Below are 17,291 nucleotides of genomic sequence, written 5' to 3'. Positions count from 1 at the left end.
TATTAATACCTCTGGGGTATCAAATGATCGAGCTGCGCCATTTCCAGTATTTTGTAGTGCTCGCGGAGACCCTCCATTTCGGCCGTGCGGCCCAGCAATTGCATATCTCGCAGCCGCCGTTGTCGCGGCAGATTGCCCTGATGGAGGCGGAGTTGGGCGTGCAGCTTTTCGAGCGCACGCGGCGCAGTGTGCGGCTCACGCGTGCCGGCGCACGCTTTTATCAGGACGCGATGGAAATCCTCAACGCGGTCGAGCGGGCGCGCCGCAATGTCGTGGCGGCGAGCCGGGGCGAGGATGGTGCGATCACGGTCGGCTTCATGATGTCCTCGGCGTATAACATTCTGCCGGCGCTCACGCGCACGTATGCTGCGGCGTACTCGCGCGTCGACATGAAACTGGCGGAGACCTTGCCCAATCTGCTCGCTGAGGCAGTGCGGGCTGGGAAAACCGATGTGGGCATCATGTATCGTCCGGAAGACCTCAGCGGCCTCAACACTGCCACCGTGTTTCGCGAGGAAATGGTGGCGGTGCTGCCGCGCACGCACGCCCTGGGCAAAGCGCGGGTGCTAGACGCCGCGCAACTGGCCGAGGAGTCGTTCGTGAGCATTCCGCGCGAGATCGCGCCGCTGGTCTACGATCTGGTCGTCGATCATTGCCGTCGCGCGGGCTTTTCGCCGCATATCCGGCTGGAAACGAACTTACAGCAGACCATCATCAACCTGGTGGGGGAGGGGCTCGGTGTCGCGATGGTGCCGATGTCGATGAGCAGCGCGAGCGCATCGGGCAACGCGGTCTTCAAACCGTTGCGCAACGCACCCGTGGCGGAGGTGGTGCTGCTGTGGAGCCGCGACAATCACAATCCGTGTGTCGAAACGTTTGTCGCGAACGCGAGAGCCGTGTGGCAGGAGATGCAGAGCGCACCGGGTGCCCGGCTGGTGCCCGATGGACCGCGCGCCGGGGCTGGCTGATGGCGCAAAAGGGGGGGGGCGAAGGCTAATACCGTTCAATGACGCGTGTGAGGCGCTTGTGCCGGCATGGCGAAGCGCCACCAAGCGCCGAAGCGCCGAAGCGCCGACGAATTGCCGTTTCGATTTGCGTCGACGCGGCAATTCGTCTTGTCCGAACGGCACTGAAGGACGAAAGCGAGATCAGATCTCCAGAATTCCAGCCGCCACAAAGCCGCCGTCAACCGGCAGGATGTGACCGGTCACGTAAGACGCGTCGTCCGACGCCAGAAAGCTCACCGCCCCCGCGATCTCGCTCGGCTGACCGTAGCGGCCGAGCGGCGTCGTCTCCGTATAGTGACGTCGCGAGATGTCGGAGTGGAGCGCCTGCGTGAGCGGCGTGTCGATGGGGCCGGGCGCGACGCCGTTGGCGGTAATGCCGAACGGCGCGAGTTCAATGGCCATCTGGCGCGTAAGGCCGATGACCGCCGCTTTCGAGGTTCCGTAAGCCGTGCGCCCGGCGCTCGCCAGAATGCCCGCGACGGACGCCAGATTGACAATCCGCCCCCAGCGTTGCTCCCGCATGAGTCGCCCCGCATGCTGAGCGCACAGCAACGTGCCCGTGAGGTTGACGGCCATGACCTGATGCCAGTGATCGAGCGGATAGTCGAGAAACGGGAATGTCTTGGCGATGCCGGCGTTGTTCACGAGGACATCGCAGCGGCCATGCCGTTGCGCAACCTGTGCGAAGCCGCTCTCAATCGATGCCGCGTCACCGACATTCATCCCCAGCGCCCATGCCTTCCCCCCCGCCGCGCTCAACTTCTGCGCCGTTTCTGCCGCCGCACCTTCGTTCAGATCGGCCACAACCACGGTCAGGCCGTCGCTCACCAACCGTTCGCAGATGGCCGCGCCAATACCCATTGCGCCGCCCGTCACAACTGCTACTCTCTCCGTCATGCTATGGACTCCTAAATTTATTTATTTCTACAGGACGGGCCCCGCCGCCAGCAGCGCGGCGGAGCCCGTCGGTGATATCGAGAAACCGTTAGCGGGTTTGCCTTACTTCAGAAAGCCGACCGAGATCCAGGGGACGAAGACGACGAGGAGCAGGGCGATGAACAGCGCGCCCATGTAGGTCCACATCCGGTTGAATACTCTGTCCGGCGATGTCTTGCCGATGGCGCACGCGGCATAGAAGCCGACGCCCAGCGGTGGAGCGAACAATCCCATGCCCATCGACAGGATCACGACCATTGCGTAATGCACGTCGTGAATGCCCAACGACCGGGCGACCGGAAAGAGCAGTGGCCCGAACAGCACGATGGCCGGAATGCCTTCCAATACGCTGCCCAGCACGATGAACACGACCATCGAGATAAGCAGAAAGCCGACCTGCCCGCCGGGCACGCCATGCATCAGCGCGACAAGCTTGGCGGAGAAGCCCGACTGGGTGAGCGCCCAGGCCATGGCGGTGGCCATGCCGATGATGAGCAGAATCGCACCGGAGAGCGCAGCCGTTTCCGTCAACAGCGGGTAAAGGCGCTTGAAGTTCAGGTGCTTCCGGAAGGCGTGGACGATCAGGCCAATCACGATTGTGTAAGCGATGCCGACAGTCGAGACCTCGGTCGCCGTCGCGGCACCTTCGATCACGGCCGTGCGGATGAGGATCGGCAGGGCGAGCGCGGGCAAGGCAACGATGAACGTCTTGCCGATCACGCGCCACGGCGCGCGACGTGTCGCACTGGGCGCTTCCTTGCGCGAACGTGCGAAGCACACCACGACGATCGCGAGCGTGGCGATAACCGCAGGCAGCAGACCGCCGACGAAGAGCGCGGTGATCGACACACCGCACACCGCGCCGATCGTGATCAACACAAGGCTGGGTGGGATCGTCTCGGTCATGGCGCCGGTTGCCGAGAGCAGCGCGACGAGATCTTCGGGCTTCGATCCGCGCCGCTGCATCTCGGGGAAGAGCGCGGGGGCGACGGCGGCCATATCGGCCGCCTTGGAACCGGAAATGCCCGAAACCAGGAACATGGCGCCGAGCAGCACATATTGCAGGCCGCCGCGCACGTGACCGAGCAGCGAGGCCATGAATTCGATGAGGCTGCGCGCGAGTCCGCTCATCTCTATGAGCGCGCCGAGCAGAACGAACAGCGGGACCGACAGCAGAATGAGGCCCGACATGCCTTCGTCCATGCGGCTGACGACGATTTGCAGCGGCGCATCGGTGACCAGCGCCAGATACGCCAGTGTTGCCGTGCCGAAGGCGAAGGCGATGGGAATGCCGCCTGCCACGCATGCGCCCACGATCAGCACGAAGAACACCAGCAGGTTGTAGTTGCCCATGGCAATGAGCGCCGGACGGCCGAGCCACAGCGCGGCCCCCAGTGCGGCGACGAACAGCACACCGAGACCGACTTGTCGCATGCTCGAGCAGCGCGCCAGACGCGAGACGGCCGCGATGAGCATCAGTACCGCGCCCACTGGCAGGGCGGCGGCGCGAAGCCCGTCGGGGATCTCGAGTGCCGGCGTGGTGATATCCATCTGCTCGATGGCGTGCGTGTACGCGGGCACGATGATGAGCGCGACGAACACGCAGACCGTGAGCGCAGCCATGGTCTGGAACCAGTCGCGCCACGTCGCCGGGAGTTTGTTGACGATGGCGGACAAGCGCATATGCTCGCCCCGGTCGAGCGCGAGCACAGCGCCGAGCATCGATAGCCAGATGAACAGGATTTGCGCCAGTTCGTCCGACCACGTGAGCGGATTGTCGAACCCGTAACGCGAGACGACGCCCGCGAACAGGATGAGAGTCTCCGCCACCACCAGCAGCACGGCAACCGCTTCGGTGACTTTCATCACCGCGCGGTTGACGTGGCAGAAGAGGCGGGCGAGCGCGTGCGTCGGCTCGGCCGTCATCGTCAACGTTTCCATTTACGCGAGCTTCCCGGTGTACTTTTCCAACATGGCCCACGCCTCGTCACCGAACTTCTTGTGCCATTCGGCATAGAAGCCGGCGGCGCGGAGCTTTTCGCGGAACTGCTCGTTGTTCGGTGCGTTGAACACGAGTCCCTTCTGCTTGAGTTCGACCATCACGCCGTCGTTGAGCTTTCGCACGTCGTCGCGTTGCGCCATTGCTGCGGCGTTCACATTGGCGGTCACGATCGCCTGCAGGTCCTTCGGCAGCTTGTCCCACTTCTGCTTGTTGGCGAGGAACCAGAAACCGTCCCACATGTGATTCGTCATCGACACGTACTTCTGCACTTCGTACAGCTTGGCCGTGGTCAGCAGGGCCAGCGGATTTTCCTGGGCTTCGACGATGTGCGTCTGCAGTGCCGAATACACCTCGGCGAAGTTGATCGACGTGGGCGACGAGTCGAAGGCGCGGAACATCGACGTCCACAACGGGCTCGGGGGAACGCGGATCTTCAGGCCCTTGAGGTCGACCGGGGTGTTGATCGGGCGGCTGCTCGTGGTGATCTGGCGATAACCGTTTTCCCAGATCTTGTCGAACGCGAACACCGACGTCTTAGCGATCTGGCCACGAACGTGCGCACCGAGATCGCCGTCCATTGCCGCCCACACCTGTCCGTAATCCTTGAACGCGAAGCCCACGCCGGAAATTTGCGCCGAGGGCACGAGCGTGCCGAGAATCAGCGGCGAGAGCGTGAAGAAATCAATGGCGCCCGCGCGAATCTGGCTCAGCATGTCGCTGTCGGTGCCGAGCTGGTTGTTCGGGTAAATCTGGAAATCGATGCGACCTTTCGACTGCTCCGCGATCTTCTGCGCCATCTCTTTGGCGCGAATGTTCATCGGGTGACTGATGGGAAGGTTGTTGGCGAATTTCAGCGTGAATTCGGCAGCGTGCGCTTGCGTCTGATACAACCCCGTGGCGGCCGCGGCCGACGTGGCTGCCACGACCTTGATGAAGTGGCGGCGATCCATGTTGCTCATACTGCATGTCTCCTGTTTATTGGTTTGGTGACTGCGTCTGAAGCGCGAGGCGTGCGGACGTGTTGCCCTGCAGCGTCTCGGCCATCTCGGAAGGCGAGCGTGACGCGGCTCGCAAGTGGCCTGGCTATCTTACGCAAGTCGAATGCCAGATCGCGGCTTAAGCGGGAAAACCCTTATGTTATTAAGCATTAGTGAAATCCCGACGCGCGCGCAGTGCCTTGTCGCAGCGGCGCCCGCCGCGCGGAACAAGTCACGGTGCGGATTAGGGGCGAGCGAGGGTGTTTGATACGCGCGCCGTGTGAGTGCTGGACGTGCAAAGCGTGCTGCGACACCTGTCGCACTTGTCCGCAGTCGTGCGACACCTGTGACACGCGATGGGCGAAGACGATGCGACAGGTGTCGCAGGCGTTGCGCGCGTGACGTCGTGCTGCGGTACAGCAAATTGGCCTTCGCCTGCGGGCCGCCGCAGGCCCTGGTTCGTGTGATGGATGGGGGGCTGTCCGCCTACGCTAGCGGCGAGCGCGTCAATGCATGCAAGGGCGGTGCTGAGGGCATCCCGGGCCGAGGCGCGATGCCGTAGGTGCAGCACCGCTCGACGAACGTGCCCGTATCTGGCATTGAACTTGCTCACCGGAGTCTTGATGACCCCAATTTTCCGGAGACACTTCATGGTTGCTGCATGCCTAACGGGCTGGGCCCACTCCCAGTTCGGCAAACTCGATAACGTGGACGCCGAAGTTCTGCTGGCCGACGTTGCACAAGCTGCGCTCGACGACGCGGGCCTCGCGCCCGAGCAGATCGATTCCATACACGTCGGCACATTCAATGGCGGTTTCCTGTATCAGGATTTCCCGTCGTCGCTGATCTTCAACCGAATTCCGGGACTGCGCTTCAAGCCTGCCACGCGATATGAGAATGCGTGTGCGACGGGTTCGGCCGCCGTGCACGGCGGGCTGCAATCCATCGAGGCGGGCAAGGCCACGCATGCGCTGGTGATCGGCTTTGAGAAGATGACCGAATTGGCAACGCCGCAGGTGGGCGAAGTGCTGCTTAAGTGTTCGTATGCACGTGAAGAGGCCGACATTCCGGGGGGCTTCGCGGGCGTGTTCGGCACGATTGCGCAGGCCTATTTCGACCGCTATGGCGATCAGTCCGATGCCCTCGCGCGCATCGCCGCGAAGAACCATCGCAATGGCTCGGTGAACCCCTACGCGCACATGCGTCGCGACTTCGGCTATGACTTCTGTCGCAACGTCTCGGAGAAGAATCCGTTCGTGGCGGGGCCACTCAAGCGTACTGATTGTTCGATGGTCTCGGATGGCGCCGCGGCGCTGGTGATCTCGTCGGCCGACGTGGCGCGCTCGATGTCCAAGGCGGTCGGCTTTCGCGCGGCGGTGCAGGTCAACGACTACTTGCCGCTCTCGCGTCGCGATCCGCTGGCGTTCGAAGGCGGCCAGCACGCGTGGCGGCAGGCGCTCGGGGTTGCCGGCGTTTCGCTAAAAGACTTGTCGCTGGTCGAGACGCACGACTGTTTCACGATTGCCGAGCTCATCGAATACGAGGCCATGGGGCTGGCCAAGCCCGGGCAGGGCGCGAGCGTGGTGGCCGAGGGCTTGACCGAGAAGACCGGCCTGCTGCCGGTCAATCCGTCGGGCGGCCTCAAGGCGAAGGGCCATCCGGTGGGCGCCACCGGCGTGTCCATGCACGTGATGGCCGCCATGCAACTGACGGGGACCGCTGGCGAGATGCAGATTCCCAACGCGCGGCTCGCGGGCGTGTTCAACATGGGCGGCGCGGCGGTGGCCAATTACGTGAGCATTCTCGAAGCCCGTCGATAAGTCGATAAGTCGATAAGTCGATAAGTCGATAAGTCGATAAGTCGATAAGTCGATAAGGCACATGAACGATGGGTGTCAGGCAGGCAGCCCGGCCTGTGAAGGGCGGGGCGAACGGCAAGACGAAGCAAAGAAGAAAGAGGAGACGAGCGAAATGCTCAAGAAGGTCATGAATCTCGGCCGCTTGCTGGCCGACGTTGCCCGGCGACATCCGGACGAACCCGGCGTGATCGTCGGTGACAAGGTCAGTACCTGGGGGGAAATCGATGCCCGCGTGAACGCCGCAGTCGAAGCCCTGCGCAAGCTGGGGGTGGGCAAGGGCGACAAGCTGCTGGTGCACTCGCGCAACAACCTGCCCATCTTCGAGAGTGCCTGGATCGCGTTTCGGCTCGGCGCCGTGTGGGTGCCGACGAACTTTCGGATCACGGCGCCGGAGGCGGCCTATCTGGGCCAGTCGAGCGGTGCATGCGCGATGATCTACGACGCCGGCTTCGAGGGGCATGTCGACGCCGTGCGTGCCGCGTCGCCGGCATTGCGTCACGTGATCGCGTTGGGCGCGCCGCGCGAGGGCGAGTTGCATTACGAGACGCTCGTCGCCGAGCATAGGGGCGCGCCCTGCGATGAGGCGGAAGTCGAGTACGAGGATCCCCTGTGGTTCTTCTATACGTCGGGCACGACCGGGCATCCGAAGGCGGGCGTGCTCTCGCACGGGCAGATGGCTTTCGTCGTGACGAATCACCTTGCCGATCTCATGCCCGGCATCACTTATCGCAGCCGGTCGATGGTGGTCGCGCCGCTCTCGCATGGGGCGGGCATTCACGCCATCGTCAATACCGCGCGCGGCGCGGCAAGCGTGCTGTTGCCGGGCGAGAAGATGGATGCGGAGCAGGTCTGGCAAGCGATCGAGCGTCATCGCGTCGACAACATGTTCACGGTGCCGACCATCGTCAAGATGCTGGTGGAAGATCCGGCCGTGGATCGTTATGACCATAGCTCGCTGCGCTTTGTGATTTATGCCGGTGCGCCGATGTATCGCGCCGATCAGAAATACGCGCTGCAAAAGCTGGGCCGCGTGCTGGTTCAGTACTACGGGCTGGGCGAGGTGACGGGCAACATTACGGTATTGCCGCCATGGCTGCACACCGACGACGACAACGCGCCCGACGCGCGCATCGGCACTTGCGGCGTGCCGCGCACCGGCATGGAAGTGGCGATTCTCGACGAGCGGGGCGAGCGTCAGGGGCCGTTTGCATCGGGCGAGATTTGCGTGCGCGGGCCGGCGGTCTTCATGGGGTATCACAACAATCCGGACGCAAACGCCAAGGCGTTCAAGGACGATTGGTTCCACACTGGCGACCTCGGGCATGTCGACGCACAGGGGTTCCTGTACATCACGGGCCGCGCGTCGGACATGTACATCTCCGGGGGCTCGAACGTCTATCCGCGCGAGATCGAGGAAGCGTTGCTCACGCACCCGGCCGTATCGGAGTGCGCGGTACTCGGCGTGCCCGACCCCAAATGGGGTGAGAGCGGGCTCGCGGTGGTGGTCGCCCGGGAAGGCATGGCCGCTCAGGCCGATGAGCTGATCGGACACCTGGAAGCGCGCATTGCCCGCTACAAATGGCCGCGTCGCTTCATATTCTGGAGTGCCATGCCCAAGTCGGGCTACGGCAAGATCGTGAAGAAGCAAATCAAGACGATGCTCGAAGAGCAAGGAGACTATCGACTATGAAACCTGCGCTTTCACGGATCTATCGGCATGCAGGCGCCCCCACGTTACCCCGTGTGGAAGACTGCGTGTTGAGCGGGCAGCACGAACTGCGCGTGACGATCCGGTCCGGTGCGAATCTCGGCGAGTCCTTACGCGCGGCGTTATCCCGCTATGCGTACGGTGGCGGCGTCGGCCGTTTCTGCGCGGGTACCGCGCGAGGTCTGCGGTATCACATGATCGAGAACACCGCAGACACGGAGCGCCCCTTTGGGTATGGCGCGCCGGTCGACGAAATCCGGGAAGTGGATCTGATCGGCGGGGCGATCACAGTCGGCCGCACGGCTGACGGCGCCACGTTGTTGCATTGTCATGCGGGGTTTTCCGACCCGTGCGGCGAGTTGCACGGCGGTCATCTGATTCTCGATCACACGTGGGCCGGTGACGAGCCGGTGGTGATTCGCCTGTGTCTGTTCGAGCGCGGCGGCTACGTGACGGCAGACGACGAAGAGACACGCTTTCACCTGCTCCATCCCGTCGCCGGAGGTCGCTCATGAGTGCAGCGCTGGAGGTTCCGGTGGCCATCGAGAACGGCACGCTGGGCAGGTTGGTCGTGGCACGTCTCAAACCGAATCAGGATCTGACCGAGAGCATCGAGGCGCTGTGCGCGGAGCATGGCATCTCGCGTGCCATCGTGCGCGGCGCCGTGGGGAGTCTGATCGACGCTCGTCTGGCGTTTCGCGCGGGTGAGGGTTGGCGTGAGCAACTGGTGAGCGGCCCCGGTGTGGAAATCCTCAATGTGTTCGGCGAGGTGGATGTCCGCTCCGATGCTGCGCACACGCGGCCCATGCTGCACGGCATGGTGGCGGACACCGACGGGCGCATGTTCGCCGGGCGCTTCGTGCGCGGTGGCAACCTGTCGTTCATCACCATCGAGGTGACGTTGCAGGAGTGGTTGCCCGCGTAGCCGGATGCTTATCCAACCGCGCAGTCCGTGGGTCGCATGCGTGCCACCGAAGGGTGGGCACGCATGCGACTTTCGATGCGCGGTCCGCGCCACCCATTCACGATCGGCGGGGCTTGCGGGCGCTGCCGACGCGCTTTTCGTCCGTGCTGAAGCGGGTCAGGCGACCGTGGGTTGAACGAGTCCGTCTTCACGGAACATGTGTTTGATGCCGCGCACCGCCTGGCGAATACGCGACTCGTTCTCAATCAAGGCGAAGCGTACGTAGTCGTCGCCGTAATCTCCGAAACCGATGCCCGGCGAGACCGAGACCTTGGCCTGCGCGAGCAGCTTCTTCGCGAATTCGAGCGAGCCGAGCGCGCGATACGGTTCGGGAATGCGCGCCCAGATGTACATCGATGCGCGCGGCAGATCGACTGCCCAGCCGGCTTCCGTCAAGCCTTTGTGGAGCACGTCACGGCGGCGCTGATACTGTGCGCGAATCTCTTCTACGCACTGCTGGTCGCCTTCGAGTGCGGCGATGGCCGCGACCTGCACCGGCGTGAAGGTGCCGTAATCGTGATAGCTCTTGATGCGAGCGAGCGCGGAGACCAGATCGGCGTTGCCGACCATGAAGCCGATGCGCCAGCCGGCCATGTTGTAGCTCTTGGAGAGCGTGAAGAATTCGACGGCCACGTCCTTCGCGCCGGGCACCTGCATGATCGAGGGGGCCTTGTAGCCGTCGTAGACAATATCCGCATAGGCCAGATCGTGCACCACGAGAATGTCGTGTTTGCGGGCGAGATCGATCACACGCTCGAAGAATTCGAGTTCGACGCATTGGGCGGTGGGGTTCGACGGGAAGCCGAGAATCACCATTTTCGGCTTCGGATGGCTCTCGCGAATGCCGCGTTCGAGTTCGGTGAAGAAATCGATGCCGGGCGTCATTGGTACGGAGCGAATGTTCGCGCCGGCGATGACTGCGCCATAGATGTGAATCGGGTATGACGGATTCGGCACGAGTACGGTGTCGCCCTGATCCAGCGTGGCGAGCATCAGGTGGGCGAGACCTTCCTTCGAGCCGATGGTGACGATGGCTTCGCGCTCGGGATCGAGGTCGACGTCGTAGCGATCCTTGTACCAGCGCGTGATCGCGCGGCGCAGACGGGGAATGCCACGCGACGTCGAATAACCGTGCGTGTCGGGGCGTTGAGCGACTTCGACGAGCTTGCTGACGATATGCGGCGGCGTGGCGCCGTCGGGGTTGCCCATCGACAGGTCGATGATGTCCTCGCCACGGCGGCGTGCCGCCATCTTCAGCTCGGCTGTGATATTGAAAACGTACGGGGGAAGACGATTGATGCGCGCAAAGCTGCGCGAGCCCTGAGAGCTGGACATGATGATCCTGGAACGTAAGCGCCCGGAACCGTCCGAGCGACGCCGGTGTGCTGGCCACACCGTGATGGCGACTCTAGCGCAGCGCGGTGCGCCAAGGCAAGCGAATTTTGAGGGGGATGGCGGGGAACGCGTCGGTTATGATGGCCGGCCGGGCGTTTGAGGAAGAGGAGTTTCGATGGCGTATCTATACCTGTTGGTGGCGATCGTGGCGGAGGTGATTGCGACGTCGGCGCTCAAGGCATCGGACGGATTCACGCGGGCAGGGCCGGTGGTGCTGGTCGTCGTGGGTTACGGCGTGGCGTTCTACATGCTGTCACTGACTTTGCGCACGATTCCGGTGGGCATTGCGTATGCGATGTGGTCGGGACTCGGCATCGTGCTCATTTCGATGGCGGCGCGCGTGTTGTTCGGGCAGAAGCTCGACGCGCCAGCGCTGCTTGGCATGGCGCTCATCATTGCGGGTGTTCTGGTGATGAATCTCTGGTCGAAGTCATCGGCGCATTGATAGGTGTACGAATCGGTGTGCGAGGTGGCACGTCAAGTGATGTGGAAAGCAGGCTGGGATGGGGCTGAGAAGGGGGCAGGGAGGTGGGCAGGGAGGTGGGCTGGAGAGTGGGGCGGCGTTCTGCGCCGCTGCCGGGGGCGTTCAGGCGTCGTGTTCGGCTTCTGCCAGCACGGCCTTGAGTGCGGAGATGCAGGTGTCGATCTCGGGGCGTTCGATGACGAGGGGCGGGGCGAGGCGCAGCACGGTGGAACGCGTTTCCTTGGCGAGTACGCGACGGCGAAGCATCCGCATGGACAGGTCGTGGGCGTCGGCGCGTGCCGGGTCGATTTCGATGCCGGCCCAAAGGCCACGGCCTCGCACTTCGCGAATGAGCGGCGAGTGAATGGCGTGCAATCGCGAGAGCAGGTATTCCCCCATCTCGGCACTTCTTCCCGGCAGGTCTTCGTCGGCCATGACGTCGAGCGCTTCCAGCGCTACGGTTGCAGCGAGTGCGTTGCCGCCGAATGTGGAGCCGTGGCTGCCAGGTTCGAACAGATCGATGATGTCGCGCCGCGCGACAAAGGCTGACACGGGCAGCAGGCCACCGCCGAGCGCTTTGCCGAGCATGACGCCATCGGGCACGATATCGTCATGTTGATAGGCGAACCAGCGACCGGTGCGTCCGAGCCCCGACTGGATTTCGTCGAGCAGCATGAGCACATTTTGTTCTGTGCAGAGGTGGCGAAGCTCGCGCAGGAAGCCGTCCGGTGGGACCACGATGCCGCCTTCGCCCTGAATGGATTCGAACAGTACGGCGCAGGTGTTTGGCGTGATGGCGGCGCGCACTGCGTCGATATCGCCGAAGGGGACGTGAACGAATCCGGGGGCGAACGGACCGAAGTCGGCGCGATAGGCGGGCTCGGAGGAGAAACCGACGAGGGTGGTGGTGCGTCCGTGGAAGTTGCCGTCGGCGACGATGATTTCGGCTTTGTCGGCGGGGATGCGTTTGACGCTGTAGCCCCAGCGGCGTGCGGCCTTGATGGCGGTTTCCACGGCTTCTGCGCCGGTATTCATGGGCAGGGCGCCATCGAGTGTGGTGAGGTCGCAGAGGCGTTCGAGGAAGGCCCCGAGCCGGTCGGTGTAGAAGGCGCGGGAGACGACGGCGAGGCGCTGTGCCTGTGCGGTGAGCGCGGCAACCAGACGCGGATGCGCGTGGCCGTGGCTGACGGCTGAATAGGCGCTCATCATGTCGAGATAGCGATTGCCGTCGACGTCCCAGACCCAGACGCCCTTGGCGTGCGAGAGCACGACGGGCAGTGGCGCGTAGTTGTGGGCGCCAAAGCGTTGTTCGCGTTCGATGTCATTCATGGGCGCGCTCCTCCACGCAGCCAGTCTAAAGGCGAACGCGACGGTACGCAAAGGGGGACATCTCCTGACGTGATGCCGATGAAATTGACATGCGCGTGCGCTATAATCGCTGATTACTCGGGCGTAGCGCGTCGTTTCGTCGTTTCGTCGTCTCGTCACGCCGAGATGCACCGGTAGCGACATTCGGTCGCCGCCATCACGCACTGCCCATAGCTCAGTTGGATAGAGCATCGGCCTTCTAAGCCGACGGTCGGGGGTTCGAATCCCTCTGGGCAGGCCAGTCAAATAAAGATTTTTCCGAGATCGCGAAGACTATTTGCCCTGGTAATTTTTTCATGTAGGCGCTGTGTAGGTTTTTTCCATGCGCCTAGATCAACCTCCCTCCATGTTCAATCTTCAGAGCTGACTGCAAGGCAGCGTCCCGCGCTGACGCAGTAAGGCAAATGCAGCGCCCTGCGAGGTGGGCTTCGCCCTGCATGTTCGGTTGCGCTTGGCAATGGTGCAGGGGTAAGCCGGCTTTATCCGGTCACGGTATCATTACCGTCCCGATTTTCTGGAGTAGGGACGAAAATGGTGTTGTTGATAAGGAGCCCGAATGATGAGGACATCGCGAAGGCTGTGAACATGAAAAAGTGGTCGTCGTTGGAGGGGGCGTTTCTCATCTGTAGAATTCACCCGATAGCGTCAAGCCGGCCTCTTACATTGGCGGATTGCCGTGAACAAGAGACGATGAATTCACAGTTCGGAACGGCCGAACGCATCGTTTCCTTGTGGAAAAGTGAATCGTTTGGTGCGATTCACCCATCTCCAAACGCTTTTCTCTTATGGTGCAAATATCGCAACATTAGCGAGGTCGACTGGTTTCTGGAGCGGGTTGCAGAGGTCGCTCCACGATTCTTGGAGAGCAATGATCCGGAGCGTTTCTCTGATCCGTCCCGCTTGAGGGCGGCATGTGAGAAAGCGTTGGCCCCGTTTGTTTTGAGTCCTTGGGGCGTCCCCGATGTGCCCGCTGTCGAAGACTCGCCTACGTGGGGCTCGGTAAGCACAATCGGCAGAGTTCCGGCCAAATCAGCGAAAGAAAAAAAGCCACTGAGGTCATATCCTCCATCCGGTGTGATCGCGAGGGCGTTTGGCGGATGTGTTTGGTCACAGCTTGAATGGTCGGAGAAGTTGAAGGATCCGGGCACAACGAAATGGTTGATTCGTGGCCGGAAATCCGCCGGCAGTGCGGGGACGACTGGAGCTCACTGGGACCCCGTTGAGCTTGCCACTGCGCTGTACTTGGGCGTGAAGAAGAAGCTGACCAATGAGGAAATCGCTGAATCAGGCAGTACGGCGTATTTCGCAACGCGCAAGGTCAGCAAACAGAGACTCGATAAGATCTTCGCGAGCGTAGAACTTGTTGAGTGGCGGGAGGACTGGGAACGCAAAGCCGAGATGTTGGCGCAATTCGGTAGCGGCGACAGTTTGATGACGTACTGATTGCTCGTTGCGGACCGATGCCTAGGTCTTATTCTCGACGAAGCATTCGGAACGTCGCCGGTACACAAGTTGCCACCGTTACCATCTTCCTGCCTCGATAATCGAGGTTTTGGCCAGCCAGGTCCGGCATGATTCCCGCCCCCATTCGCTCTTATGATCCGGGGGGTGTTCTCACCGGACCTGGTGGGTGGCTGGTGATCGCTGATAGGGGTTTAGCCGGGATATTCCGACGCCGTCCGTAACGTGGATGCCGAGACTTGCCACCGTTGTTGCAGGCCAATTCGTTCACTCTGCATAAACTGCGATGCAAGAAATTCAACAACATGACGCAGCCGATGTCGTCGTTGGCGTTGGCGTTGACGTCGGCAAAGGCCAGCATCACGCCGTTGCGCTCGATCGTAGCGGCAAGCGCCTATACAACAAAGCGCTTCCCAACGACGAGGCCAAGCTGTGCGCCCTCATCGCCGAACTCTAGGCGCACGGCCGAGTCCTGTTCGTCGTGGACCAGCCCGCCACCATCGGCGCACGCCGGTGGCTGTTGCGCGCGACGAAGGCGTGATGGTCGCCTATCTGCCCGGACTGCCGATGCGCCGTATCGCCGATCTGCACGTCGGCGAAGCCAAGACCGACGCCCGCGATGCCGCGATCATCGCTGAGGCCGCCCGCTCGATGCCGCATACGCTGCGCTCCCTTCTATTGGCCGACGAGCAGCTCGCCGAACTCACCATGCTGTGCGGCTTCGACGACGATCTCGCCGCCCAAGTCACCCAAACCAGCAACCGCATTCGCGGTCTGCTCACCCAGATCCGTCCCGCGCTTGAGCGCGTTTTCGGCCCCCGCCTGGATCATCCAGCGGTGCTCGATTTGTTCGAGCGCTACCCGTCGCCCGCCGCGCTTGGGCGACTAGCGCGAAGACCCTCGCCAACCGTCTGATCAAGCTCGCTCCGCGCATGGGCAAGGGCCTCGCGACCGAAATCGTTCAGGCGCTGAGCGAACAGGCCCTGATCGTCCCCGGCACCCAGGCCGCCACCATCGTCATGCCTCGTTTGGCCCAGCAATTCGCCGCCTTGCGCAAACAGCGCGATGAGGTAGCCGCCGAAGTTAAGCGACTGGTGCTTGCGCACCCTCTTTGGCCGGTCTGACCAGCATGCTGGGAGTCGGCGTCAGGACTGCTGCCAGACTCCTCACCGAAGTCGCGCACAAAGCTTTTGCCTCGGCCGCGCACCTCGCCGCCGACGCGGGGCTAGCACCCGTCACGCGCCGTTCGGACTCGTCCATTCGCGGCGAACACCCCTCCAGACGCGGCAACAAGGTGCTCAAGCGAGCACTTTTCCTCTCGGCGTTCGCGGCCTTACGAGATCCCATCTCGCGGCACTATTACGCGCGCAAGGTCCAACAAGGCCAACGCCACAACCAAGCGCTCATCGCCTTGGCCAGACGTCGCTGTGACGTCACGTTTCCCATGCTGCGCGACGACGCCTTATATCAACCCAAGTCCGCCCCTAGCGCTTGATCAAGCGCATAGGGGCACCTCCCCAGCATTTTTGAGAGCCCCCGCAATCCAAAATCGCGGAGGCTTTCTTTCTTGGGCCACCGCCAAATGCGGTGGTGGCGCGCCGGAAGGCCCGTGGAACAAGGGCTTCAATAGCGGAGACGGCTGCGTGGTGGCCTCCGCTATATTTAATTCGACTCATGCACTGCCTAGGTGGATGCGGCCCAGACGGCAAGACTGGACTTTCGTCGTGGACCCGAGGCAGAACTGAAACCGCTCCCCAACGGAGCCGCGGAGTCGATCGTTATGAACATCCAAACCCTGTCCGAAGTTTTCCCGAACCGTACCCACATCAGTACCGACGAGGCCGCCGCGGTCCTTCTAGTCAAGCCGCAAACGATGCGTAAGGGTCACTGTATCTGCGGCGAATATGCCGGCATCCGCCCGGTTCGTTTGGCTTCTCGCAAGCTCGCGTGGCCGCTGGATGGTATCGCGCGCGCGTTGATGCAGGGCGCGGCATAGGCGGGGCGGCTCGGTGCGTAACAATTCTTGGCCGTGGCGGTACAGCGGCCTGACATGCGAAAAGTTTTGGAGATGGTGATGCTCGACGTAAATGGTTTTTATGCTGATCTGCAAAAGTTGTCCATGCAGGCTGGCAACATGACGGCAGTGATCCGCAAACATGCAGCTTGGATTCAGACCGCAATTTTTGACCACGGGGTGACGGACGCGGCAATTGTCGACGCGCTGAACCGCAACGGCCTTGCGATCAAGCTGTCGACGTTTAAGACTGCCTGGCGCCGAATCTGCGAAGAGAGCGATATTCCCATGCGCCGTGCGAAGCGTGTCGTCGCTCAATCGCAGATCAATCAAAATTCGGGGGCTACTGCGCTGAGTCCCGCGAACAGCTATACCCCCGCACGCCCCGCATACGCAGGCGCTGCTTCCCCGCAAGGCCAACAGTCCGGATATGGGCACGCGCGCTCCTTCAGTAACCTGCCTGAGAATAGCCAGGCTGCGCTCGGTGCAAGCGCTGCTGTGGCGGGAGGTGGCAACAATTCCGACCCGTTGAGGTCGTACGTCGTGAATCAAAGTAATTCGGCTAACGGATCGTATGCCGCTCCGATGGCCCCGTATGAGAGTCAATTCCGCTACTAAACGAGCCCGTATGCCAGCGTGCTAGATTTGAGCACGCTTCATGCGCTCGACGTCTCAGTTCCGGGTGCATTGGCATTGCGTGCAATGCGCGCAGCCCACGTTGCTGACAAAAATTTGCGGCGCTTGGCATGCTCTCAATGGTTCGCGATTAGCCGCGTTCGCAGACGTCCGGTGATCTGGCTATGCACCGGTCGTTGTTGAACTATGTCCGCAAACCTAGCGAAGAATTTCCTGCATACATGTACTTAGTATCGCGTCGGCGCTGTTCGAGGTGCTCTCTTCCTAGCGTGCGCGACTGACTTTTCCGCCTGCGGCGATCTGGCGTTTGGCGGTCATGCCACGAACCTTTGCTTGAATCTCCCTCTGCGTCCGAAATTCGCACGCTACCTTACCCTTCCCTTGCTCCCCTCCACGAGCTGCGATTCTCGTCCTGTGGATTTCGCCCGACGAGTTGCCCCCCCCACTGCTGCCTGAAGCTCCACCAGCCACGACGATTCCCTTTGTCGATGGCTTGACCTT

General features: G+C 62.3%; 14 protein-coding genes, 1 tRNA gene and 1 pseudogene. 11 read left to right on the top strand and 5 right to left on the bottom strand.

All coding sequences use genetic code 11. The annotated features are described in order from the left end of the window. Positions 1 to 23: 23 nt before the first annotated feature. Positions 24 to 968, top strand: a complete 945-nt coding sequence (locus tag ACE3UG_RS09375; RefSeq protein ID WP_374622709.1) for a LysR family transcriptional regulator — start codon at positions 24 to 26, stop codon at positions 966 to 968. A gap of 180 nt (positions 969 to 1,148) precedes the next feature. Here the strand turns inward: ACE3UG_RS09375 and ACE3UG_RS09370 are convergent, their stop codons facing one another. The 3 genes from ACE3UG_RS09370 to ACE3UG_RS09360 all read right to left on the bottom strand — a co-directional run bounded on the left by ACE3UG_RS09370 (position 1,149) and on the right by ACE3UG_RS09360 (position 4,904). Next, a complete protein-coding gene (locus tag ACE3UG_RS09370) occupies positions 1,149 to 1,904 on the bottom strand; it encodes an SDR family NAD(P)-dependent oxidoreductase (RefSeq protein ID WP_374622707.1) in 756 nt (251 codons plus the stop codon). A gap of 102 nt (positions 1,905 to 2,006) precedes the next feature. Then, the gene (locus ACE3UG_RS09365) at positions 2,007 to 3,869 is read right to left on the bottom strand and encodes a TRAP transporter large permease subunit (protein WP_374622899.1); all 1,863 of its coding nucleotides are present in this window, start codon (positions 3,867 to 3,869) and stop codon (positions 2,007 to 2,009) included. A 15-nt stretch (positions 3,870 to 3,884) separates the two neighbouring features. Then, positions 3,885 to 4,904: a TRAP transporter substrate-binding protein gene (locus tag ACE3UG_RS09360; RefSeq protein ID WP_374622704.1), complete on the bottom strand. Its 1,020-nt coding sequence runs from the start codon at positions 4,902 to 4,904 to the stop codon at positions 3,885 to 3,887. A 668-nt stretch (positions 4,905 to 5,572) separates the two neighbouring features. Here ACE3UG_RS09360 and ACE3UG_RS09355 point away from each other — a divergent pair. The 4 genes from ACE3UG_RS09355 to ACE3UG_RS09340 all read left to right on the top strand — a co-directional run bounded on the left by ACE3UG_RS09355 (position 5,573) and on the right by ACE3UG_RS09340 (position 9,414). Continuing rightward, the gene (locus tag ACE3UG_RS09355) at positions 5,573 to 6,742 is read left to right on the top strand and encodes an acetyl-CoA acetyltransferase (RefSeq protein WP_374622701.1); all 1,170 of its coding nucleotides are present in this window, start codon (positions 5,573 to 5,575) and stop codon (positions 6,740 to 6,742) included. A gap of 61 nt (positions 6,743 to 6,803) precedes the next feature. Beyond that, on the top strand, positions 6,804 to 8,471 hold the full coding sequence (locus tag ACE3UG_RS09350; RefSeq protein WP_374622698.1) for an acyl-CoA synthetase: 1,668 nt from the start codon (positions 6,804 to 6,806) through the stop codon (positions 8,469 to 8,471). Next, positions 8,468 to 9,004 carry a hypothetical protein gene (locus ACE3UG_RS09345; protein ID WP_374622696.1) on the top strand — a complete coding sequence of 179 codons (537 nt, stop codon included), beginning with the start codon at positions 8,468 to 8,470 and terminating at the stop codon, positions 9,002 to 9,004. Before ACE3UG_RS09350 ends, ACE3UG_RS09345 begins: the two co-directional genes overlap by 4 nt. Continuing rightward, positions 9,001 to 9,414 (top strand): PPC domain-containing DNA-binding protein, encoded by a 414-nt coding sequence (locus tag ACE3UG_RS09340; RefSeq protein WP_374622694.1) that lies wholly within the window; start codon positions 9,001 to 9,003, stop codon positions 9,412 to 9,414. The genes ACE3UG_RS09345 and ACE3UG_RS09340 overlap by 4 nt, the downstream gene beginning before the upstream one ends. Positions 9,415 to 9,570: 156 nt before the next feature. Here ACE3UG_RS09340 and alaC read toward each other — a convergent pair whose 3' ends face one another. Continuing rightward, positions 9,571 to 10,788, bottom strand: coding sequence for an alanine transaminase (gene alaC, locus ACE3UG_RS09335; RefSeq protein WP_374622691.1), 1,218 nt, complete (start codon positions 10,786 to 10,788; stop codon positions 9,571 to 9,573). 175 nt (positions 10,789 to 10,963) lie between these two features. On the opposite strand from alaC, the gene ACE3UG_RS09330 reads away from it, so the two are divergent. Continuing rightward, the gene (locus tag ACE3UG_RS09330) at positions 10,964 to 11,293 is read left to right on the top strand and encodes a multidrug efflux SMR transporter (protein ID WP_374622688.1); all 330 of its coding nucleotides are present in this window, start codon (positions 10,964 to 10,966) and stop codon (positions 11,291 to 11,293) included. A 141-nt stretch (positions 11,294 to 11,434) separates the two neighbouring features. Here ACE3UG_RS09330 and rocD read toward each other — a convergent pair whose 3' ends face one another. Then, on the bottom strand, positions 11,435 to 12,640 hold the full coding sequence (gene rocD, locus ACE3UG_RS09325; protein ID WP_374622686.1) for an ornithine--oxo-acid transaminase: 1,206 nt from the start codon (positions 12,638 to 12,640) through the stop codon (positions 11,435 to 11,437). 203 nt (positions 12,641 to 12,843) lie between these two features. Here rocD and ACE3UG_RS09320 point away from each other — a divergent pair. From ACE3UG_RS09320 to ACE3UG_RS09300, 5 genes and pseudogenes are all read left to right on the top strand, one after another. Further along, a tRNA-Arg gene (locus ACE3UG_RS09320) sits at positions 12,844 to 12,920 on the top strand. A gap of 449 nt (positions 12,921 to 13,369) precedes the next feature. Then, a complete protein-coding gene (locus ACE3UG_RS09315; protein ID WP_374622683.1) occupies positions 13,370 to 14,122 on the top strand; it encodes a hypothetical protein in 753 nt (250 codons plus the stop codon). Positions 14,123 to 14,426: 304 nt separating this feature from the next. Beyond that, positions 14,427 to 15,635 (top strand): annotated as a pseudogene (locus ACE3UG_RS09310) (IS110 family transposase). Between the two features lie 285 nt (positions 15,636 to 15,920). Next, positions 15,921 to 16,136: a hypothetical protein gene (locus tag ACE3UG_RS09305; RefSeq protein WP_374622680.1), complete on the top strand. Its 216-nt coding sequence runs from the start codon at positions 15,921 to 15,923 to the stop codon at positions 16,134 to 16,136. A gap of 78 nt (positions 16,137 to 16,214) precedes the next feature. Then, positions 16,215 to 16,772, top strand: coding sequence for a hypothetical protein (locus ACE3UG_RS09300; protein WP_374622677.1), 558 nt, complete (start codon positions 16,215 to 16,217; stop codon positions 16,770 to 16,772). Positions 16,773 to 17,291: the final 519 nt, after the last annotated feature.

This window comes from Pandoraea sp. (assembly GCF_041919235.1).
In the GTDB taxonomy this organism is placed as follows: Bacteria; Pseudomonadota; Gammaproteobacteria; order Burkholderiales; family Burkholderiaceae; genus Pandoraea.
The sequence above is the reverse complement of the archived record's forward strand: the minus strand, read 5'-3'. Positions and strand labels throughout refer to the sequence as shown.